Source organism: Microbispora sp. NPDC046973, assembly GCF_040644495.1.
In the GTDB taxonomy this organism is placed as follows: domain Bacteria; phylum Actinomycetota; class Actinomycetes; order Streptosporangiales; family Streptosporangiaceae; genus Microbispora.
In genome coordinates this window covers 48814-69382 of sequence record NZ_JBEYWQ010000028.1, presented here as the reverse complement: position 1 = coordinate 69382, position 20569 = coordinate 48814, and the positions used below count along the sequence as shown (strand labels likewise).

Genomic DNA, 20569 nt, shown 5'->3' with positions numbered 1-20569 from the left:
GGTGCCCCGTGACGCGAGTCGCGGGGCACCCGCCTCCTTTCATACTCCCGGTGGAGTAGCCGTACGGCGGAGGGAGCAGGCCCGGGGTGCCTGTGGCCGGACGACGCGACGCGGACGCGTCCCGCCCTAGCGTGGCGTCGTCAGCCATCGATTCCCCAGGAAAGGCCCCGCATGGCCGCACCGCACGCGCTGTCCGCAGCCGCCCCCGCCGGCCCGTCCGCCCGCTCATCCGCGCGCTCATCCACCCGTCACACCGGCTGGATCGCCGACCTCGCGTTCGCCGTTCTCACCGTGGTCCTCTTCGTCGCCGTCGCCCTCGCCACGGGCGTGCACAACCCCTGGGACGGCCAGATTCCCCTCGCGCTGTTCCTCGGCGCGCTCCTACTTGTCCGGCGTCGATGGCCGATGACCGTGCTGCTGCTGTCGGTCGCCGCCGTCTTCGCCTACCACCTGGCGCATTTCTCTCCCGCCGGGTGGATCTGGCCGGTGGCGGCGGCGTACTTCACCGCCGCCGGCACCTCCCGCGTGCGCTGGGTGGTCGTCGTCGGCGTCGCCGAGCTCGTCTACTCCGCCGTCGACGCCCGGATGATCATCGACAGGAACCTCGTCCGCTACCTCATCCACACCTTCGGCGAGGGGCTGCTGCTCGCGGCCCTCGTCGCCGCGGGCCTCGCCTACGCCGCCTCACAGCGCCGGGGCGACCTGCTGCGCGAGGCCGAATATCGCGCCCGCGCCGCGGAGGAACGCCTGAGCGTCGCGCGCGAGGTGCACGACATCGTCGCCCACACGCTGGCCGTCGTCGGCGTCCACCTCAACGTCGCCGCCGACACCCTGCGGGAGGAGCCCGCCGAGGCCGCCGCCGCGCTGCGCCTGGCCCAGGACGTCAGGAACCGGGCGATGAAGGACCTCGACTCGCTCATCACCGTCCTGCGGGAGGGTCCCGCCGGCACCGAGCCCCAGCCCGACGTGTCATCGCTCGGCGCGCTCGTCGCCGGCGCCCGCGCGGCCGGGCTCGACGTCACCCTGCATGAACACGGGGATCTCTCGACGATCCCCGCCCCCGCCTCCGTCGCCGTCCACCGCGTCGTGCAGGAGGCCCTGGCCAACACGCTCAGGCACTCGGGGGCGACCATGGCCGAGGTGGCGGTCGGCCGCCACGCGCGTTCGGTCACCGTCGAGATCACCGACAACGGCAAGGGCGACTCGTCCGGCGGCGGCGTCGCGGAGGGGAACGGCATCACCGGCATGCGCGAGCGGGTGCGCGCCCTCGGCGGGACGCTCACCGCCGGTCCTGCGGCGCGAGGATTCGCCGTGCGGGCCGAGATCCCTGTGGCAGGCTCTCCGGAGTGACGATCAGAGTGCTCCTCGCCGACGACCAGGCACTCGTACGGGCGGGCTTCCGCAGCCTGCTGGCCCGCTCGCGGGACGTCGCCGTCGTCGGGGAGGCCGCCGACGGCGCCGAGGCCGTACGGCTGGCCGCGAGCGCCCGCCCCGACGTCGTCCTCATGGACATCCGCATGCCGGGAACGGACGGCATCACGGCCACCCGGAGCATCGTCACGGGTCAGGACTGCCGGGTCGTCATCCTCACGACCTTCGACACCGACGAGCACGTCTTCGCCGCGCTGCGCGCCGGAGCCAGCGGTTTCCTGACCAAGGACGTCGAACCGGCCGAGCTGCGGCGCGCGGTGTCCGCCGTGGCCGCCGGGGACGCGCTGCTGTCCCCCGGGGTCACCCGCCGCGTCATCGAGCGGTTCGCACGGCGGCAGGACCTCGCGCCCGACGCCGGGGAGCGGATGGCCTCCCTCACCGTCCGCGAGCGGGAAGTGGTGCGGCTCGTCGCGCTCGGCCTGTCCAACGGCGAGATCGCCGAGCGCCTCGTCATCAGCCCGCTGACCGCCAAGACCCACGTCGCCAGGGCCATCGCCAAGCTGGACGTCCGCGACCGCGTCCAGCTCGTGATCCTGGCCTACGAGAGCGGCCTGGTGCGGCCCGGCGGTTGAGGTCTCTTGGTCAGGGTGCCGCGACGGCGGATTCGATGCTGCGGTGCCGGGCGGCGCCGTGCGCGAAATCGGGCACGCCCGAAGTGCCGCCCTCGCGCAGGTCGGTAAGGAACCGCTGGTAGGCGTGGGCGACCGCGTAGGCCGGCGCGTCGGCGCGGGGGTCCAGCCGCGGAACGCGAACGTATGACTCCGGCACCTGCAGGGGAGCGAGCCCGGTGGACGTCCCGCGGCCGCCTTCGATCGTGATCGGGCTGAGCTGGAGATGGCCGATCGGGGCGGTGAGGACGAGGTCGCCCTCGGTGCCGTTGATCTCCCAGCGGAAGTTGACGCCCCGGGACACGCCTCCGCGGTAGTGGAAGGCGGCGACCGCGCCGCCCGGCAGCCGTCCCGAGGCCACCACCTGGTCGGCGGCGGTCATGGGCACGGGCCGTCCGCTCCCGGTGTCCACGGCCGACGTACGCCGCGACGCCAGGTGGATCCGCAACTCCTCGGGCTCTCCCAGGACGGACGCGAGCCCGTCGAGGGTGTGGGCGAAGGGGATGGTCAGCAGCGTCGCGCCGTTGGCGGCGTCGAGCACGTAGTGATCGCCGGGGCCGACGGTGGCGCCCCAGGCGCCGCCGGAGCCGACGACCGTCGTCGACAGCACCTCCCCCACGTAGCCGTCGGCCACGAGATCGCGCACGTAGGCCAGGGCCGGGTGCGACCGCGCCTGGAGCCCGACGACGGTCGGCACGGCGCGGTCGCGCGCCTGCCGCGCCATGTCCGCGGCCTCCGCGAGCCCGTTGCCCAGCGGCCACTCGCACAGCACGCTCTTTCCGGCGCTCAGCGCCGTGCGCACCAGTTCCCGGTGGTGCGGCACCTTCACCGCCACGACCACGAGGTCCACCTCGTCGCAGGCGGCCAGTTCGGCCGCCGTCCCGAAGGTGCGCGACACTCCGTGCTTGTGTCCCGAGCGCTCCGCCGACTGTGTCGAACTCGTGCTCAGGGCCCTCAGCTCGTAACCCGGGACGGCGCGCAGGGCCGGCAGGTGAGAGCGCTCGGCCCAGCTTCCGTCCGCCCCGAGCCCGATGATCCCCACTCCGATCGGCTTCCCGGACCGGGCCAGCTCGGCGAGCGGTGACGTGGATGCGTTCATGATTCGCGACCTGTTCTCTCTGTAGACGGGTTCGGGGTGCGCTCGCTGTCCAGCAGAGCCATGAGGGGTGCGGCGTACCGGGTGCCGGCCACCGCGCCGGCCGGGACGGCCTCGTCGATCGCGCGGAGGTCCGTGTCGGTCAGGGCGATGTCGGCCGCGGCCAGGGCCTCCTCGACGCGGTGCGGCCGGCGGGTGCCCAGGACCGCCACGACGGTGCCGCGCTCGCGGCTGCGGGCGACGACCCAGGCGGTGGCGAGTTGCGCGACGCTGACGCCGTGCGCGTCGGCGAGCGGCCGCAGCCGCTCGACGAGGGTGAGGTTCGCGGCGAGATTGCCGGGGTGGAAGCGGGGCAGCCAGTGGGCGCGCGGGTCGCCTCCGGCGGGTTCCCGGTAGGCGCCCGTGAGCAGGCCGTGCGCGAGGACCCCGTAGGCGGTGACGGCGATCCCCAGCTCGCGGCAGGTGTCCAGGATGCCGTTGGTTTCGGGAGCACGGCTGAACAGGGAGTATTCGACTTGTACATCACAGATCGGGTGCACGGCGTGGGCACGGCGGATGGTCTCCGGTCCCACCTCGGAGAGCCCGACGTGGCGCACGTACCCGGCCTGCACCAGCTCGGAGATCGCGCCGATCGTGTCCTCGATCGGGGTGTCGGGGGCGAGGCGCGCGGGCCGGTAGATGTCGACGTGGTCGCTGCCGAGGCGGCGCAGCGAGTAGGCGAGCGCGTTCTTGACATGGGCGGGCCGGCCCTCGATGCCGACGAAGGCTCCGTCAGGGCCGCGCAGACCGCCGAACTTGACGCTGAGGAGCGCCTTGTCGCGATCGCCGGCGCGCAGGGCGCGGCGGATGAGGTCCTCGTTGTGGCCCATTCCGTAGAAGTCGGCGGTGTCGAGGAGGGTGACGCCGGCGTCGAGGGCGGTGCGGATCGCGGCGATGGCATCGGCCTCGTCGTCGGGGGCGGTGTGGTCGGACATGCCGGCGCAGCCCAGGGCGATGGGGGCGACCTGAGGGCCGCCGGTTCCAAGAGGTCGGGTTCGCATGGCGCCTCCTGCGGGGCGAGAAGCGTGGACGTCGCCGACAGGGCAGCTGCGAGCGCACCTGTCTGTTAGCGTTGATATTTCAACACTAGGAAGAGGATGTTGATATGTCAACACGGAACGGAGAGGCCGCCACATCGGACGACGCCACGACCGGCGTCACGACCGGCGCCGCGCCGGAGCCCGTCGACTTCTGGTCCGCCTTCAAGCGCGCCCACGAGGTCGTCCGGGCCCGCGTGATCGCGGACACCGCCGAGGCGGCGGGCCTGTCGGAGCCGGACCTGACGATCCTCGTCCACCTCAGCAAGGCGGGAGGCGCCCTGCGCCAGAGCGAGCTCGCCGCGTCACTCGGCTGGGATCGCACGCGCATCTCCCACCAGCTCACCCGCATGGGCAACCGCGGGCTCGTCACCCGCGAGCGCGCCGGCGGCGTCCTCGTCACCCTCACCGACGCCGGGCACGCCGCCGTCACCGCCGCGCACCCCGGCCTGGACGCCGCGGTGCGCCGCCACTTCACCGACAAGCTCTCCGCGCAGGAGATCGAAACGCTGGCCTCCGTGTTCGGGCGGCTGTAGGACCGGGACGCGGAGCCGCCCAGGCGGCCGGGAGCCAGGCGAGCGCCGACTCCCGACCGGCGGCCGCCGTCACGTCACCCGTCAAGATCTTCTACTAAATTCAAGTATTGACCTAAGTATCGAAGGCGATCATTCTCTGGGGCAGGGCTCGCCCCGTTCACCCCCCGAAGAGGAATCGCCATCATGAGAGAGCGTTCGACGATCCATCCCAGGCGCCGCGCCCTGACGGCCGTGCTCAGCGCACTGGTCCTCGTCGTGGCCTGCGTCATCGCGGCGGCGGCCGTGTCCGCGCCGGCCACGGCCGCGCCCGCGCTGCTGTCGCAGGGCAGACCCGCGACGGCCTCGTCCACCGAGAACGCCGGCACACCGGCGTCGGCCGCCGTCGACGGGAACACCGGCACCCGGTGGTCCAGCGCGTTCAGCGACCCGCAGTGGCTCCAGGTCGACCTCGGTGCCACGGCGACGTTGAGCCAGGTCACCCTCACCTGGGAGGCCGCCTACGCCACGGCCTTCAAGATCCAGGTGTCCGGCAACGCCTCCACCTGGACCGACCTCTACTCCACCACCACCGGCACCGGCGGCACGCAGACCCTCGATGTCAACGGCTCCGGCCGCTACGTCCGCCTCTACGGCACCGCACGCGCCACCGCGTACGGCTACTCCCTGTGGGAGTTCCAGGTCTACGGCACGACGTCCGGCACCGGCTGCGGCACGGCCGACGCCGCCCAGGGTAGGCCCGCGACCGCCTCCTCCGCCGAGAACGCCGCGACGCCCGCGTCGGCGGCCGTCGACGGCAACAGCGCGACCCGCTGGTCCAGCGCGTTCGGCGACCCGCAGTGGCTCCAGGTCGACCTCGGCTCGGCCACGACGATCTGCAGGGTCGTCCTGGCCTGGGAGGCCGCCTACGCCACGGCCTTCAAGATCCAGGTGTCCGGCGACGCCTCCACCTGGACCGACCTCTACTCCACCACCACCGGCACCGGCGGCACGCAAACTCTCAACGTCAACGGCTCCGGCCGCTACGTCCGCCTCTACGGCACCGCACGCGCCACCGCGTACGGCTACTCGCTGTGGAGCTTCACCGTGAACACCACGGGCGGCTCGACCGATCCGACGACCGGCCCGACGACCCCGCCCGACGCCTTCTGGGGCGACACCTCGACCATCCCGGCGGCCAGGAACGTCGTCATGGTCAAGATCCTCAATCGGACCAACGGCCAGTATCCCGACTCGCAGGTCTACTGGAGCTACAACGGCCAGGTCCATTCGATCGCCGAGCAGCCCTACTTCGACATGCCGGCCAACACGGCGGGCCGGATGTACTTCTACCTCGGCTCCCCCACCAGCCAGTACTACGACTTCATCGAGTTCACCGTCGGGCCTTCGGTCTTCAACGGCAACACCACCCGCGTCGACGCGTTCGGCCTGAAGCTCGCGATGCGCCTGCACGCCCGCGACGGCTACGACGTGGCGGTCGGCGAGGACTACGCCACGTTCGCCGAGTCCCGCGCGGCGACGTTCCAGCGGTTCATCGACGAGGTGCCGGCCGAGTTCAAGCCGCTGGCCCAGGTGCAGGCGCCCTACCGCATCCCGGCTCCGGGCAGCGCGTCGATCTTCCAGCCGGGCGGGGCGTACGCGAACTACTTCACCGGCTACGCCGCCCAGCAGGGCGTGACGGCGACGACCTCGCAGGTCACCGGGTGCGCCGGGCCGCTCGCCGAGGCCCCGAAGATGTGCGCGGCGCTGAACCGCCACGTCGCCGGGCTGTCCGACGCCCAGCAGTCGGACCCGTCGAACTACTACAAGGCCGCCCCGGCGAACTACTACGCGAAGTTCTGGCACGACCACGCGATCGGCAAGCTCGCCTACGGCTTCCCCTACGACGACTACGCGGGCCAGTCCTCGTTCATCTCCCACGGCGACCCGCAGTGGCTGCTGGTCGCGGTCGGCTGGTAGCGCAGGCAGGAGACGGCATGAAGCACACCCTTCCGCTCCGGCGCGGACTCCCTCTCGTCCTGGCCCTCGTCCTGGCGGTGGCGCTGGCGCTGCTCGCGAGCGTCGTCGCCGGGCCCGCCCACGCCGCGCCCGTCCTGCTGTCGCAGGGCAAGACCGTGGCGGCCTCGTCCACCGAGAACGCCGGCACACCGGCGTCGGCCGCCGTCGACGGGAACACCGGCACCCGGTGGTCCAGCGCGTTCGGCGACCCGCAGTGGCTCCAGGTCGACCTCGGTGCCACGGCGACGTTGAGCCAGGTCACCCTCACCTGGGAGGCCGCCTACGCCACGGCCTTCAAGATCCAGGTGTCCGCCGACGCCTCCACCTGGACCGACGTCTACTCCACCACCACCGGCGCCGGCGGCACGCAGACCCTCGATGTCAACGGCTCCGGGCGCTACGTGCGCGTGTACGGCACCGCACGCGCCACCGGCTACGGCTACTCCCTGTGGGAGTTCCAGGTTTACGGCTCCACTGGCACGTCCTCGGGCTGCACCGGCCCCGACAGCGCGCTGAACCGGCCCGCGACCGCCTCGTCCACCGAGAACGCCGGGACGCCCGCGTCCGCGGCGGTGGACGGCGACCCCGGCACCCGCTGGTCGAGCGCCGCCGCCGACCCGCAGTGGCTCCAGGTGGACCTCGGCTCGGCCACGACGATCTGCAAGGTGGTCCTGACCTGGGAGGCCGCCTACGCCACCGCGTTCAAGATCCAGGTGTCCGGCAACGCCTCCACCTGGACCGACCTCTACTCCACCACCACCGGCACCGGCGGCACGCAGACCCTCGATGTCAACGGCTCCGGCCGCTACGTCCGCCTCTACGGCACCGCACGCGCCACCGGCTACGGCTACTCCCTGTGGGAGTTCGCCGTGCACACCAGCGGCGGGGGCGGCCCCACCGACCCACCGCCGAGCGGCACACCGATCTCGGCGTACAAGCAGGTGACGGCCTCGTCGTGGGAGGGCGGCAACGCTCCGGCCGCGGCGCTCGACGGGCGGACGACGACCCGCTGGTCGAGCCAGTACTCCGACGACCAGTGGCTGCGGGTGGACCTCGGCGGGGCGGCCCACATCACCGGCGTCACGCTCAACTGGGAGTCCGCGTACGCCACCGGCTACCGGATCGAGGTGTCCGCCAACGGCACATCGTGGACGCCGATCCACACCACGACCAGCGGCAGGGGCGGCGTCGAGAACCTGAACGTCACCGGCGACGGCCGCTACGTCCGCTTCGTCGGCACGGCCCGCGCGACGGGCTACGGCTACTCGCTCTGGGAGTTCCAGGTCTTCGGCACCGTGGACACGGCGGCCACGACCGCGCCCCTGCTGTCCCCGCCCACCAAGGCCCCGGCGACCACCGGCCAGTTCGCGCTGTCCGCCCCCGCCGACAAGGCCATGATCACCGACACCCGGCGGCCCGCGTTCTCCTGGGCGGCCGTCTCCGGCGCGGTGCGCTACGAGGTCTGGCTGAACGTCAGCCGCACCGACTACGACTTCACCGCCCCGGGCAACCTGATCGACCTCTACACCAAGGTCGCCGAGCCGACCGGCACGAGCTACACCCCCACCTGGGACATCCCCGACCGGTGGACGTACAAGTGGTTCGTCGTCGCGGTGAGCGGGTCGGGTGCCAGGACGACGTCGAACATCCGCACCTTCAGCCTGTATCTGCCCGACATCGAGCAGGTCGCCGACGGCGTCCCTGTCGTCAACGGCGCCCGCGACCTCAACAAGAACGGCACGATCGAGCCGTACGAGAACTGGCGGCTGCCGGTCGAAACCAGAGTCAGCGACCTTCTCGGCAGGATGACGCCGGAGGAGAAGGCCTACCAGATGTTCTACAACGCCCAGACCTACCCGCTCTCGGGCTGGCACTTCGGTCCGGCGTTGCCCAACGACCTGCACGCCGTGCTGCTCGGCGCGTCCGGAACCCGGCTCGGCATTCCGCCCGTCTCGGCGGGCGACACCATCGCCGGATACCAGACCACCTACCCCCTGCAGAGCACGCTCGCCGCGGGCAAGGACTACGCGCTCGACTACAAGCTCGGCGACATGCAGCGGCGCGAGGAGCTGGAGGTCGGGGCGCGCGGCGTGCTCGGCCCGCTCGCCGAGGTCGGCACCAAGGTCCTCTACCCGCGCATCCAGGAGGGCAACGGCGAGAACGCCGACGTCGCCGCCGCCCAGGTCCGCGCGCTCGTGTCCGGGCTCCAGGGCGGCCCCGAGCTCAACCCCGCGTCCGTCCTGGCGACCGTCAAGCACTGGCCGGGCGAGGGCGCGGGCGGCGAGGCGGGGATCACCTACGACGCGGTGACGATCAAGTACCACATGATCCCGTTCAGGGCCGCGATGGAGGCCGGCGCCGTCAACATCATGCCGGGCTACGCCGGGAGCTCCTACCTCGATCCGGGCGGCTCGGGCGCGGGCGACAGCAAGCCGATCCTCGACTACCTGCGGAACAACCTCGGCTACACCGGTCTCATCACCACCGACTGGCTGCCGTCCTCGGTCTGGGTCAAGGCCGCCAACGCCGGCTCCGACGTGATGGGCGGAGCCGACCCCGGAGCCACCGGGTTCACCATGGCGACCTTCCTCGCAAACGTCCCGATCGCGCGGATCAACGACGCGGTGACCCGGATCCTGCGCCTGAAGTTCACGCTGGGCGTGTTCGAGCGCCCGTACGGCGACCCGGTGAACGGGCCCTACCGCTTCCACCAGCCGTCGTACGTCGCGCTCGCCGACCAGGCCGCCCGGGGGTCCGTCACGCTGCTCAAGAACAGCGGCGTGCTGCCGCTGAAGCTCAAGGCGGGCGACAACGTCGTGGTGGCCGGTCCGCGGGCCACCGACGGGTCGGCCTGCTGCATCTGGACGAGCTTCTTCCACCAGGAGTACGGCTCGCAGACCCTCCTCGACGCGGTCAAGGCGCGGGCGGCCACCGCGGGGGTCAACGTCTACCAGGACACCGGGCCCTCGCCCAAGCTCGCGATCGTGGCGGTCGGCGAGCCGACCTACACGCACGCCACCGCCTGGGTGAAGGAGCAACCCCAGTTGCCCGCCGACCAGCTGGCCGTCATCCAGAACTTCAAGAACCAGGGCATTCCGGTGGTCGTCGTGCTGACCCTCCCCCGGCCCATCGTCATCAGCGAGTGGAACGGCCTGGCCGACGCCATCGTGGTGACGTACCGGGGCGGTGAGGAGGTCGGCCCGGCCACGGCGAGCCTCCTGTTCGGCGACTACACGCCGCGCGGGCGTCTGCCGTGGCAACTCCCGCGCAGCCTCGACCAGATCCTCAAGCCGGGCGGCGGCGACGTGCTCGCCGACGCCGTCGAGGACTGGAACCTCCCCTACGACCTGGGCGCGACCGCCGCCCAGCGGTCGGAGATCCGGGCCCGCATCGACGCGGGCCAGACCGTCCCCACCACCTACGGCAACCCCCTCTATCCGTACGGAGCCGGCCTGCAGGGCTGGTCGTGACGCCCGCTTCAGACTGACGTGGGCAGCGGCCCGCCGTGCCAGGTCATGGCGTCGGCCAAGGCGGCGAGGAGATCCACCTCGCCGCCTTCGGCCTCGGCGTAGGCGCGGTGCAGGTTGAGCACCAGGCGCTCGGCGTCCGCCCATCCGGCGAACTCGCCCAGGCCGGCCGCCTGCGCGGCGGCCAGCGGGGTGAGCCCGTTCTCACGTCCCGCCCGGGCGGTGTCGAGGACGAAGCGGTAGTACCGCTCGTGCGCGGCCAGAACCTCCGGCAGTTCGGCGGCGGTGGCGAGCGGCCCGTGCCCCGGCACGACGTGCTCGGGTTCGAAGGCCGCCAGCCAGTCCAGCGACCGCAACGCCCCCTCAAGGGACCCCATGAGCACCAGCGGCGTGAGCCCGTTGAACAGCAGGTCTCCGGCGAACAGCACCCGTTCGCCGGGCAGCCACGCCACCACGTCCCCGGGGGTGTGGGCGGCGTGGCCGGGGTGCCGCAACTCGACGCGGCGCGCCCCGAGATGGACGGTCAACTCGGACGTGAACACCACCGACGGCGGGCGGCGCGTCACGTGTCCCCAGTCGGGCACCGGCGTCCACACCGGCGGGCAGCCGTCGATGATCGGATCGGCCAGCAACGCCTCTCTCATCGCCGCGTGCCCGAGGACGATCGTGTCCTTCGGGAGCAGGCTGTTGCCGTAGCAGTGGTCCCCGTGCTGGTGGGTGTTCACCGCCATCCGGACCGGGGCGTCGCCGGTCGCCTCGGCGACCGCGCCGAGGAACCGCCGGGTGCGCGCCTCGGTCGCGCAGGTGTCGACGATCAGGACGCCGTCGTCCCCTGCCACGGCTCCGGCGTTGTTCACCCACCAGGTGCCGTCCGGCTGCACCCAGGCGAAGATCCCCGGCACCACCTCGTGCAGCCCTGCCTCGTGCAACCCTGCCCCGTCGGCCCGCTCCACCACGCTCACGAATCCTCTCGTCGGCGCCCTACCCAAGGGGGACCCTATCGACGGTCCGGAGATGTCCGGCGACCGAGTACGTGATGCGGCGGCCGGCCGCGTCAGGCCCGGCCGTACAGAGCCGGCAGGCCGATCAGGTGCACATCAGGCGAGGCAGCCTCCTGCGCCAGCGCCCTGTCGCCGAATCCCGTGCCACTGAAGCAGATGAGACGGGTGCCCGTGGTGTCGTAACGGCCGGACCCGGCGATCAGGTCGCGGATGTGCCGGAGACGTTCGATGTGTGCGATTCCCATCGCGTCGTTCCATTTGGCTTCGCCGATGGCCAGAAGCGGCGGTTTGCCGCCGTCAGCGATGCCCGGCGTGGTGCAGCGCCCACTCACGGCAGATCTGCTCGAAGTGCGGACCGAGGACGTTGCCGACGAAGCGGCGGCGGCTGGCCTGCCAGACCCGGGCGGCACTGCCCGGTCGCTCGAGCTGGTCCCAGACCGGCCGCATGATGGCGTGATAGAAGCGGATCAACGGCTCGGAGATGCGGTAGGTGGCGCGGTTGTCCCGGAAGGCGTCCGAATCGCGATGCAGCAGGCCGGCGTCTTCGAGGACGTTGATGGGGTGCGCGATGTCCGTCGCCTTGCGTTCCAGGTAGCCGGCCATCCCGCCGCGCGTGGCGTTGCCGTCGGCGACGGCCGCCAGGACGGACAGATACAGGGCGCTGTCACGCAGGTCAGGCTCCTCGGCCAGGAGGTAGCGGGCCTCGCGGAACAGAGGCGTCTCCGGGTTGAGCACGGTGCGGACGACCCAGTCGTCGAAGTCTTCCGGGCCGACCGGAGTGTCACCCCGTGCGAACTCCCGACGATAGGCGGGCGTGCCGCCGAAGGGTTCGCCCATGCTGTAGCCGGGCACCGTGCGCGATGGGTCGCCCCACGTCGCCACGCTCACTGCTGCACGGTCTGCTACACGGTGAGGACGATCTTGCCGACCTGGGCGCCGGACTCCATGTGCCGATGGGCCTCCACGACCTCCTCCAGCGGGAACAGGCGGTCCACCACCGGGCGGAAGGCGCCCGTGCGCAGGCCCGAGGCCACGAAGGCGACGGCGCGGCGCAGCCGCCCCGGGTCCTTGGTGATCTCCAGCACCGTGAACGTACGCATGTTCAGCGCGGGCATGCCCAGGTCGAACCCCGGATAGGGCGTCGGCTGCCCGCTCTGGGCGCCCCACAGCAGCAACGTGCCGTCAGGGGCGACGGCCCTGGCCAGTTCCGTCACGCCGGGCCCGGCGACGGCGTCGAAGACGTACTCGGCGCCCCTGCCGTCGGTCAGCTCCAGCACGCGCCCCGCGACGTCCTCCTCGTCGGAGACGACGACCTCGGCCGCGCCCTCCTCGATCAGCCGCCGCCTCTTGGCAGGGGTGCGGGTGACGGCGATCGGCGTGGCCCCGATGCGGTTGGCCGTGTGGATCGCGGCCAGGCCGACGCTGCTGGACGCCGCGGTGATCACCGCCACGTCACCCGGGCGCAGCCCGGCCACCTCGGCCATCGCGCCGTAGGCCGTGAGGTAGGGCATCCACACCGCCGCACCGGTGATCGCGTCCATCCCGTCGGGGCGGGACAGGAGCGCGGACGCCGGCACGACCGCCTGCTCGGCGTAGACGCCGTAGTCGTTCTGCGAGAAGAAGCCCGGCAGGACGCTGACCGGCTGACCCTCCGCGAACTCGGCCACCTCCGGGCCGATCGCCTCCACCACACCGGCGGCCTCGGTGCCGAGCCTGGCGGGCAGCTGCTTCACCGGCTCGATGTAGCGGTCGTGCCGGAACAGGATCTCGGCCCTGTTGAGGCCGATCGCCTCCACCCGGATCCGCACCTCGCCCGGCCCCGGGTCGCCCGGCTCCAGGTCGTCCAGCCGCAGCACCTCGGGCCCGCCGATCTCGTGGAACCGCACCGTCTTCGCCATGTCGCCGTCCTCCGCTCGTCGTGATCGGGGTCCACTCTGCGGCCAAAGTACGATCGCTGTCAAACTTCGACGATTGTCATACTATGGGGGCCATGGGACGAACGCCGCCACATCCAGAGGTGTCGCAGTGCGACCTCCAGCAGGTGCTGGAGGCGCTCGTCGATCCGGTGCGCCGGAGCATCGTCACGCAGCTCGACGCCTCCGGCACGGACCTCCCCTGCGGGGGCTTCGACATCCCGGTCAGCAAGTCCACCGCCACCCACCACTTCAACGTGCTGCGGGAGGCGGGCCTGATCCGGCAGTACTACGTCGGGACGTCGCGGATGAACTCCCTGCGCCGCGCCGAGATGGACGAGGTGTTCCCCGGTCTGCTCGACGCCCTCACCCGTCAGCCGGCGAAGAAGATTTGACGCTCCGCGGCCCTGTCGTCGAACGCCTCCAGCCGGGCCTGTCCCTCGGCGGCGAGGGTGTCCAGCATGGTGTGCAGCAGCGCGGTGCACAGGACCGTCGGGCCGGCCTGGGAGTCGAACGCGAAGCCCGAGCTCACCGGGGCGATCAGCACCTCGTCCGCGAGGTCGGTGAGCCGGCCCACCGGCTGGTCGGTGACGAGGGCGACCTTCAGCCGGACCCGCCGCGCCCAGACGAGGCCCTGCTCCAGCTCACGCGGATAGCGCGGCAGGCCGATGGCGAGCACCCATGTTGCACCCGACTCCGCCGCCCTGCTCAGCCGGTCTTCCAGGATCGAGCCCGGCACGTCCAGCACGCGTACGTCCGGGAGCACCTTCTCGGCGAGGTAGCCGAACAGATGCGCCAGCGGCGCGGAGATCCGCAGGCCCATGACCAGCAGCGGGCTCGACCCGGCCAGCCGGCCCGCCACCCGCCGGAGCTGGCCGGGATCGGCCAGGCCGTCGCGCAGCCGTTCGAGGTCGCGGATCTCGGAGTTGACCAGTTCCTGGATCTCGTTGAAACGATCGTCCGTCGCGGGCGACGGCCGATCGCCGAACACGGACGTGCGCAGCGCCTCCCGGAACTCCGGGAACCCGCGGAACCCGAGCGCGGCGGCGAAGCGGGTGACCGACGGCTGGCTGACGCCGACGCGCCCGGCGAGGTCCGCGCTGGTGAAGAAGACGGCCTCCTGCGCGTTGTCCAGCAGGTAGCGCGCGATCCGGCGTTGTGACGGCGAGAGGCGGTGGCCGTCGAAGAGCGTCCGCAGGTTCGCGACGATCCGGGCGGCGTCCAGCACGGCGAGCGACCGGCCGGACTCTGGGACGTGCCTCATCCTGGAACACTTCCCTTCTTCGTGGAGTGACGGACCCGGCCCCCAGACCGGTCGCCTCACTCGTGAATCGCGAAGCGCCTGCCGGATGCAACGCCGCCGGGCGGCCCCCGTGGGGACCGCCCGGCTACACCGCGTCGTGATGTCGGTCAGTTCTTCGGGCCGTTGCCGTTGAACCTCGTCTTGCACTCCTGCAGCCGCACATCGACCCGCTCGCCCCGGTCGACGGTCACGTGCACCGTCTCGAGAACCTCGCCGGTCGGGCGGGCGCAGGTGAGCGTCCAGCTCTCCTTGACGAATTTGCCCGGCCCGGTGGCGACGACGCCGGTCTCGGTGTAGGCCGGGGCCGGCCGTACGGACGGGTTGACGTGCCAGGCGAACGTGCCGTTGGCCGGGGTGACCAGCGTCGACTCCAGGTGGGTGGGAACCTTCTGGGGCGGATCGACGACGTTGCCGGCCTGCCGGATCGGCGCGGTCCACAGGTCGAAGTCCTTGGTGATCTTCAGGACCGCGCCCTTCGGCGCCTTGCCGGTGATGACGGAGTGCCCGGCCGGATCGGCCGCGTACTCCAGGGCAACCATGAACGCCTCGCGGTTCGACTTGCCCTCGTAGCGACCGGTGCCCGTGTAGTCCTCGATCACCTCGGAGTAGGTGTTCGTGGTCGACTGGGTCTTCATGATCTCGAAGGTGAACCCGAGGCCGCGGGTCGCGTAGTACGACCAGTCGGGGGTCTCGCCGGTCGTCTCGTAGTCGAAGCCCGACTTCATGCCCGTGTAGCCGTTCTCGGCCGTGATCGCGTCGGTCAGGGCGGCGTAGACGGCCTCGTCCGGGGTGTCGCCCGCGCGCTTCTCCAGCGGCGGGCGGAGGACGGTGTGACCGGAGGTGTGGTTCGTGATCAGGACGGTGACCTGGTTGTTCTTGGTCAGGTCCATGATGTTCTGCACTTCGGGCTCGGAGCCGGGCCCCGGGCCCCGGGTCGTCGCGTTGGATCCGGCGTTGCTGCCCCAGCCGAAGGGGTAGTTGCGGTTGATGTCGACCCCGGCGCTGCTCGCGCACGTCGGGGACAGGCCGCAGCTCGTACGCCGGTTGATGACGAACCCGTCGACGTTGACGACCGGGACGAAGATGACCCGCGCCTTGTCGAGCAGGCGCGTGACCTCGGGGTCCTTGCCGTCGTTGCCGATCAGGTCGTAGGCGAACTCCATCGTGTGCTCGCCGGAGGGCCATTCGTTGCCGTGGTGGACGCCCATCATCAGCAACACCGGCTTGCCGTCGGCGGCGTCGACGTCGTGGGTGACCTCGATGCCGTACACCTCCCGGCCCTGGCGGGTCTTGTGCGGCAGCGTGATGTGCTTGACCAGGCCGGGGTGCCGGGCGCTCAGCGCCAGCATCTCGTCGTTGTAGTCCGTGATCGTCCGGTATGCGGTCCGTCCGCTCGGCAGGCTCGGCGCCTGCTGCCGGGCGATCGCCTGGGAGTCCGCCGTGGCGGCGACACCGGCGCCGGCGGCCGGAATGCCGAGGCCTCCCAGAAGACCGACGCCCAGCGCCAGCGTGAGAACGCGTTTCCCGAGGACAGAGGCAGTGGAGGGGGACGTGCCTCCTGAAGACATGCTGAACCTTTCTCAGCCGCGGACGATCGGGAAACGAAAACGCGTCCTTTTCTCCGGGCCGTCTTTCGGCAGTACGCGACGCCCCCCGAACAGCCGCTGACTGCAAAGTTTCAGTAAGTCTGCGGGGTGAATGTGAGGCTGTCAACCACTGATCGACGGCTTTCTCCGCACGTACGGAAAACGCGGCGGTGATTTTCCGCACCCGCACGTGACGCCCGAGGTGCGGGGAGAGGGCGCCGGAGGATCGGCCTCCGTCGAGCGTGTTTTGTTTCGCGCCGCGGACGTCCTTCGAACAGCCGCCATCCGCGGCTCGCGCCGATATGCGGAGGGCCGGCGAACTCGACGCCACAGGCCTATAGGCCGGCAGGGAGAAAGGCATTCGCGGGGTGAGGGCCGGGATCCCGCCCTCGCGGCGGGATCGGCCGTCTCGCGTTTGCGGTGGCGTTTCGGCGACGCGGGGCCCATCTCGCGCTCACAGGTTCCGTGCGCAGGGCCGGGTTCGCGGCCACACCACCACGACGCGGGCGCGGGGGGCGGCGGTCACCGGCGGGCGGCTCCGACGCCGGCCATCCGGTAATCAGAGGCACCCGATTTCCCGAGCCGGAAAGGTGAAACTTTCACCGGGATGCGTCCCGCCGCGGCACGCCCTTCACTCTCGGCGAACCGACGGTCTACATGCCTTTGTCAAGGTCAACCAGGAGGCTTCTCCCGTTTCTGACACGATCGCGTATCAGATGTTCGTTGACTCGACACCTGTGATTCACCTATTGTTCCGCACGAGTTCCCGAAAGTTTCTCTCTGTATCCGAAAGTTTCGACAGGCCTGTGTGGAGAAGCGGGCGGTGCCCTGCCCACCCCGGCGGCGACTCAGGAGGAACGAACGTGTTGGCACAGCTCGTCCTGTTCGCGATCGACATCTGCGCGGTGGCATTGCTCGTCTTCGGGCTCTATTTCCCACGACACCGCCGACGCGACCTGGTCGTCTCCTACCTGGGGGTCAACATCGGCGTCCTCGCGGTGGCGAGCGCGCTGAGCGCGAGCAACGTCGGCGCCGGGCTCGGGCTGGGGATGGCGTTGTTCGGTGTGCTGTCCATCATCCGCCTGCGCTCGACCGAACTCGACCAGCACGAGGTCGCCTACTACTTCTCGGCCCTCGCCCTGGGCATCCTCGGCGCGGTGAGCACCAGCTCGGTCTGGCTCAGCGGCGGCATGATGGCGCTCATCCTCGCGGTGATGTTCTTCGGCGACCACCGGCGGCTGTTCCGCCACTACCGGCACCAGATCCTGGTGCTCGAATCGGCCTTCACCGACCATGTCGCGCTCGTCGCGCACCTGGAGCAACTCCTCGACGCCCGGGTGCACGCCGTCACCGTCCAACGGCTCGACCTGGTCAACGAGACCACCGTGGTCGACGTCCGGTACGCGCTGACCGATCGGGCGCTGACCGCCGAACCCGAGGCGCCCGCACACGCCGGAGCGCGCCGATGACCACGATGCCGATCGGGCCTGCCCTGGCGCGGCTGGCCCCCGTCGGGCTCGGCGAGCTGGTCGACCGGGCCGCGTTGCAGACCAGGGTGGACCGCAAGTATCTGGTCCCGGCGGAGACGCTGCCCCTTCTGCTGGAACGGCTCGTGCCGTACGCCCAGGTGCTGGACATCGACGGCGAACGCACTTTCCGCTACCAGTCGGTGTATTTCGACACCCCTCAGCTGTCCAGCTACCACTGCGCGGCCTATCGCAGGCGCCGGCGTTTCAAGGTGCGCACCCGCACCTATCTCGACTCCGCCCAGTGCTGGCTCGAGGTCAAGATCAGTGGCGCGCGGGGCAGCATCACCAAACACCGCCTGCCCTACGATCCGCGGGACTGCGGCACGGTCGCCCCCGGGCGCGACTTCGTCGACGAGGCACTCGCCCGCGAGTCGATCGGCCCCGCCGCCCGAAGCTCCCTCGCCCCGGTCCTGGTGACCGACTACCACCGCGCCACCCTGCTGCTGCCGGACACCGCGAGCCGGGTCACCCTCGACACCGGACTCGCCTGGCGGCACGGCGACTCCGCGCTGCGGCTGCCCGGCCTCGCCGTGGTCGAGACCAAGAGCGCCTCGGCCGCCACGACGGTCGACCGCATGCTGTGGCGGGCCGGGATGAGACCCGCCCGCATCTCCAAGTACGCCACCGGCCTGGCCGCGCTCCGCCCCGACCTGCCCGACGCGCCGTGGCGGCGGACGCTGCGCCGCCACTTCCGCGACGCCGTGTCGCCGATGGATCCGGCGCCGGACATCTCCCACCGCCCCGAACAGGAGGCATCGTGCGTCTGACGCTCCGCAGCACCGGCGTCACGGCGGCCCACCGCGTCACGAGGACCGCGGTCGCCGCCACGCTCTTCACCGGGCTCCTCACCGGGTTCCTCGCCGGGCCCCTCAACGCGTACCCGTCGTCGGCGGCCGCCGGACCGGCCGGCCGCGCCGCGAGCACCGCCGCGACGGCGTTCGCGACCGCCGACGCCGCCGCGGCGTCCGCAGCGGCGGACGACCTGACCGGCGACATCGTCTTCTCCGTGCCCAGCGGCACCTTCCAGGGACAGGTGTCGGTGTCGCTGAGCACCGCGGTCAGCGGCGCGCAGATCCGCTACACCACCGACGGAACGCCGCCCACCGCGCAGTCGGCGCTCTACGGTGGCCAGCCGCTGCAGCTCACCCGCACGACCCAGCTGCGCGCCCAGGCCTTCGTGGGGGGCACGGCGTCCGGGAAGCCCGGAACGGCCCTGTACGCCGCCACCGCCACCACCACGGCCCATGACCTGCCGCTGGTCCTGCTCGACTCGTACGGCAAGGGCAAGCCCGGCAGGGATTATCTCGACGCCGCCACCATGATCTTCGAACCAGGCGGCGGTGCGACGACGTCGCTGGCCGCGGCTCCTGTGGTCGCCACCCGCGCCGGATTCCACCTGCGGGGGCAGTCGTCGGCCTCGTACGAGAAGGCGCCGTATCGCCTCGAGTTCTGGGACAACGACAACGACGACGCCGACTACCCGGTGCTGGGGATGCCCGCCGACTCCGACTGGGTGCTGCGCGGGCCGTTCCCCGACAAGTCGCTGATCCGCGAGGCCCTGGTCTTTGACCTGGGCAAGGAGATGGGGCTGAAGGTTCCCCGGTATCGGTTCGTGGAGCTCTACCTCAACACCGACGCCGGTCCGGTGGGGGCCGACGACTACATGGGCGTCTACATGCTCGTCGAGACGATCAAGAACTCGAAGGACCGTCTCGACCTCAAGAAGCTGCACGAGGACGACACGACCCTGCCGAAGCTCACGGGCGGGTACATCTGGAAGTTCGAGTGGATGGCCGCGGAGGAGCCGACGCTGCCGTGCAGTGGATCGTCGGCCACCTGCTGGAGCTACCTCGAAGTGGTCGACCCCTCGCCGCTGCAGCCGCAGCAGAAGGACTGGCTGCGAAGCTACATCCAGGAATTCCACAACGTGCTGCACTCGCAGAACTTCGCCGACCCGAACACCGGCTATCGGGCGTACATCGACGTGAACTCCTTCGTCGACCAGTTGATCGTCTACGAGCTGAGCCGGAACATGGACGCCAACTACCGCAGCGCCTACTTCTACAAGGACCGGGACACGAAGATCTTCGCCGGTCCGCTGTGGGACTACGACCTCACGTTCGGCGTGGGCGGGTTCTTCCAGAACGACCAGACCGCGGGCTGGCAGTATCAGCAGACCCGGCAGCCGATCGCCAACGACTGGTTCACCCAGCTCATGCGGGACCCGGCCTTCGCCGACCAGGTCAGGGCGCGCTGGCAGACGCTGCGCCGCGGCGTGCTGTCCGACGCCGCGCTGCAGAGCAGAATCGACGCGCTCGCCCAGCCGCTGACCAACGCCGCCCAGCGCAACTTCCAGCGCTGGCCGAACCTCACGACGCGCACCATCGGCTTCTTCAACACCCCGACCGCGTCCACCTGGCAGGGCCAGGTGCAGTACCTGCGCGACTGGGCGCTGCGCCGCGCGGCCTGGCTGGACTCGACGGCGGGGTGGGGCGGTGCGGTCACGTCGCCCAGCCCCAGCCCCTCGCCCAGTGCGAGCCCCTCGCCCAGTGTGAGCCCGAGCCGCTCGCCCAGCCCCAGTCCGTCGCCCAGTCCGTCACCCAGCCCGAGCCCGAGCCCTTCGCCGTCCGGCGGAGTGTCCGGCGCCTGCTCGGCGACGTTCCGGGTGGTGAACTCCTGGTCCGGCGGCTTCCAGGGTGAGGTCACGGTGCGCGCGGGCAGCTCCGCCGTCAACGGCTGGACCGTGAACTGGACCTGGCCCGGTTCGCAGACCATCACCCAGTTGTGGGGAGGCGTGCGCTCCGGCTCCGGCTCGGCCGTGACGGTGCGCAACGAGTCGTGGAACGGCTCGCTCGCGGCCAACGCGACCACGACCTTCGGCTTCATCGGCAACGGATCGGCCGCCACCCCGACGGCCACCTGCACCAGCCCGTGACCTGAAGGAGCCGGCGAGGTCCCGTCCGATCACCGGGCGGGACCTCGTGTCCTGTCGTACTGCACAGGAATCAACCGCCCACCCGGCCGGGCG

The 20569-nt window shown here is 71.2% G+C and carries 17 protein-coding genes; 9 read left to right on the top strand and 8 right to left on the bottom strand.

Annotated elements, in window-relative coordinates:
- Positions 1-171: 171 nt before the first annotated feature.
- Both ABZ860_RS34700 and ABZ860_RS34695 read left to right on the top strand, forming a co-directional pair.
- A complete protein-coding gene (locus ABZ860_RS34700) occupies positions 172-1350 on the top strand; it encodes a histidine kinase (RefSeq protein ID WP_357228590.1) in 1179 nt (392 codons plus the stop codon).
- Positions 1347-2003 carry a response regulator transcription factor gene (locus ABZ860_RS34695; protein WP_357228588.1) on the top strand — a complete coding sequence of 219 codons (657 nt, stop codon included), beginning with the start codon at positions 1347-1349 and terminating at the stop codon, positions 2001-2003. The genes ABZ860_RS34700 and ABZ860_RS34695 overlap by 4 nt, the downstream gene beginning before the upstream one ends.
- Before the next feature lie 10 nt (positions 2004-2013).
- On the opposite strand, the gene ABZ860_RS34690 is transcribed toward ABZ860_RS34695, so the two are convergent.
- Positions 2014-3138, bottom strand: a complete 1125-nt coding sequence (locus ABZ860_RS34690) for a Gfo/Idh/MocA family oxidoreductase (protein WP_357228585.1) — start codon at positions 3136-3138, stop codon at positions 2014-2016.
- On the bottom strand, positions 3135-4175 hold the full coding sequence (locus tag ABZ860_RS34685) for an aldo/keto reductase (protein WP_357228582.1): 1041 nt from the start codon (positions 4173-4175) through the stop codon (positions 3135-3137). Before ABZ860_RS34685 ends, ABZ860_RS34690 begins: the two co-directional genes overlap by 4 nt.
- Before the next feature lie 104 nt (positions 4176-4279).
- On the opposite strand from ABZ860_RS34685, the gene ABZ860_RS34680 reads away from it, so the two are divergent.
- From ABZ860_RS34680 to ABZ860_RS34670, 3 genes are all read left to right on the top strand, one after another.
- On the top strand, positions 4280-4747 hold the full coding sequence (locus ABZ860_RS34680; RefSeq protein WP_357228580.1) for a MarR family winged helix-turn-helix transcriptional regulator: 468 nt from the start codon (positions 4280-4282) through the stop codon (positions 4745-4747).
- Between the two features lie 183 nt (positions 4748-4930).
- Complete coding sequence (locus ABZ860_RS34675) at positions 4931-6703, top strand: discoidin domain-containing protein (protein ID WP_357228577.1); 1773 nt, start codon at positions 4931-4933, stop codon at positions 6701-6703.
- Positions 6704-6720: 17 nt separating this feature from the next.
- The gene (locus ABZ860_RS34670; RefSeq protein WP_357228574.1) at positions 6721-10212 is read left to right on the top strand and encodes a discoidin domain-containing protein; all 3492 of its coding nucleotides are present in this window, start codon (positions 6721-6723) and stop codon (positions 10210-10212) included.
- Positions 10213-10220: 8 nt separating this feature from the next.
- Here ABZ860_RS34670 and ABZ860_RS34665 read toward each other — a convergent pair whose 3' ends face one another.
- The 4 genes from ABZ860_RS34665 to ABZ860_RS34650 all read right to left on the bottom strand — a co-directional run bounded on the left by ABZ860_RS34665 (position 10221) and on the right by ABZ860_RS34650 (position 13108).
- Positions 10221-11162, bottom strand: a complete 942-nt coding sequence (locus tag ABZ860_RS34665) for an MBL fold metallo-hydrolase (protein WP_357228614.1) — start codon at positions 11160-11162, stop codon at positions 10221-10223.
- Between the two features lie 101 nt (positions 11163-11263).
- Entirely contained in the window at positions 11264-11455 is a 192-nt protein-coding gene (locus ABZ860_RS34660; RefSeq protein WP_357228571.1) for a hypothetical protein, read from the bottom strand.
- Positions 11456-11507: 52 nt separating this feature from the next.
- Positions 11508-12092, bottom strand: coding sequence for a hypothetical protein (locus ABZ860_RS34655; RefSeq protein WP_357228568.1), 585 nt, complete (start codon positions 12090-12092; stop codon positions 11508-11510).
- A 20-nt stretch (positions 12093-12112) separates the two neighbouring features.
- A complete protein-coding gene (locus tag ABZ860_RS34650; RefSeq protein ID WP_357228565.1) occupies positions 12113-13108 on the bottom strand; it encodes a zinc-dependent alcohol dehydrogenase family protein in 996 nt (331 codons plus the stop codon).
- A 92-nt stretch (positions 13109-13200) separates the two neighbouring features.
- Here ABZ860_RS34650 and ABZ860_RS34645 point away from each other — a divergent pair, with 92 nt between their 5' ends.
- Positions 13201-13518, top strand: a complete 318-nt coding sequence (locus tag ABZ860_RS34645) for a helix-turn-helix transcriptional regulator (protein WP_357228562.1) — start codon at positions 13201-13203, stop codon at positions 13516-13518.
- Here ABZ860_RS34645 and ABZ860_RS34640 read toward each other — a convergent pair.
- Positions 13497-14387 carry a MurR/RpiR family transcriptional regulator gene (locus ABZ860_RS34640; RefSeq protein ID WP_357228559.1) on the bottom strand — a complete coding sequence of 297 codons (891 nt, stop codon included), beginning with the start codon at positions 14385-14387 and terminating at the stop codon, positions 13497-13499. The genes ABZ860_RS34645 and ABZ860_RS34640 overlap by 22 nt on opposite strands.
- Positions 14388-14533: 146 nt before the next feature.
- Entirely contained in the window at positions 14534-15994 is a 1461-nt protein-coding gene (locus tag ABZ860_RS34635; protein ID WP_357228556.1) for a M14 family zinc carboxypeptidase, read from the bottom strand.
- A gap of 881 nt (positions 15995-16875) precedes the next feature.
- On the opposite strand from ABZ860_RS34635, the gene ABZ860_RS34630 reads away from it, so the two are divergent.
- From ABZ860_RS34630 to ABZ860_RS34620, 3 genes are read left to right on the top strand one after another with little or no spacing between them, the layout of a single operon-like run.
- The gene (locus ABZ860_RS34630; protein ID WP_357228553.1) at positions 16876-17481 is read left to right on the top strand and encodes a DUF4956 domain-containing protein; all 606 of its coding nucleotides are present in this window, start codon (positions 16876-16878) and stop codon (positions 17479-17481) included.
- Positions 17478-18308 carry a polyphosphate polymerase domain-containing protein gene (locus tag ABZ860_RS34625; RefSeq protein WP_357228550.1) on the top strand — a complete coding sequence of 277 codons (831 nt, stop codon included), beginning with the start codon at positions 17478-17480 and terminating at the stop codon, positions 18306-18308. Before ABZ860_RS34630 ends, ABZ860_RS34625 begins: the two co-directional genes overlap by 4 nt.
- On the top strand, positions 18299-20476 hold the full coding sequence (locus tag ABZ860_RS34620) for a CotH kinase family protein (protein WP_357228547.1): 2178 nt from the start codon (positions 18299-18301) through the stop codon (positions 20474-20476). Before ABZ860_RS34625 ends, ABZ860_RS34620 begins: the two co-directional genes overlap by 10 nt.
- The last annotated feature ends 93 nt before the right edge of the window (positions 20477-20569 follow it).

Bases quoted from the DNA above. Each gene is read 5' to 3' on its own strand.
- ABZ860_RS34700 (WP_357228590.1), top strand. From the start codon at position 172: ATGGCCGCACCGCACGCGCTGTCCGCAGCCGCCCCCGCCGGCCCGTCC.
- ABZ860_RS34690 (WP_357228585.1), bottom strand. From the start codon at position 3,138: ATGAACGCATCCACGTCACCGCTCGCCGAGCTGGCCCGGTCCGGGAAG.
- ABZ860_RS34685 (WP_357228582.1), bottom strand. From the start codon at position 4,175: ATGCGAACCCGACCTCTTGGAACCGGCGGCCCTCAGGTCGCCCCCATC.
- ABZ860_RS34680 (WP_357228580.1), top strand. From the start codon at position 4,280: ATGTCAACACGGAACGGAGAGGCCGCCACATCGGACGACGCCACGACC.
- ABZ860_RS34675 (WP_357228577.1), top strand. From the start codon at position 4,931: ATGAGAGAGCGTTCGACGATCCATCCCAGGCGCCGCGCCCTGACGGCC.
- ABZ860_RS34670 (WP_357228574.1), top strand. From the start codon at position 6,721: ATGAAGCACACCCTTCCGCTCCGGCGCGGACTCCCTCTCGTCCTGGCC.
- ABZ860_RS34660 (WP_357228571.1), bottom strand. From the start codon at position 11,455: ATGGGAATCGCACACATCGAACGTCTCCGGCACATCCGCGACCTGATC.
- ABZ860_RS34650 (WP_357228565.1), bottom strand. From the start codon at position 13,108: ATGGCGAAGACGGTGCGGTTCCACGAGATCGGCGGGCCCGAGGTGCTG.
- ABZ860_RS34645 (WP_357228562.1), top strand. From the start codon at position 13,201: ATGGGACGAACGCCGCCACATCCAGAGGTGTCGCAGTGCGACCTCCAG.
- ABZ860_RS34640 (WP_357228559.1), bottom strand. From the start codon at position 14,387: ATGAGGCACGTCCCAGAGTCCGGCCGGTCGCTCGCCGTGCTGGACGCC.
- ABZ860_RS34635 (WP_357228556.1), bottom strand. From the start codon at position 15,994: ATGTCTTCAGGAGGCACGTCCCCCTCCACTGCCTCTGTCCTCGGGAAA.
- ABZ860_RS34625 (WP_357228550.1), top strand. From the start codon at position 17,478: ATGACCACGATGCCGATCGGGCCTGCCCTGGCGCGGCTGGCCCCCGTC.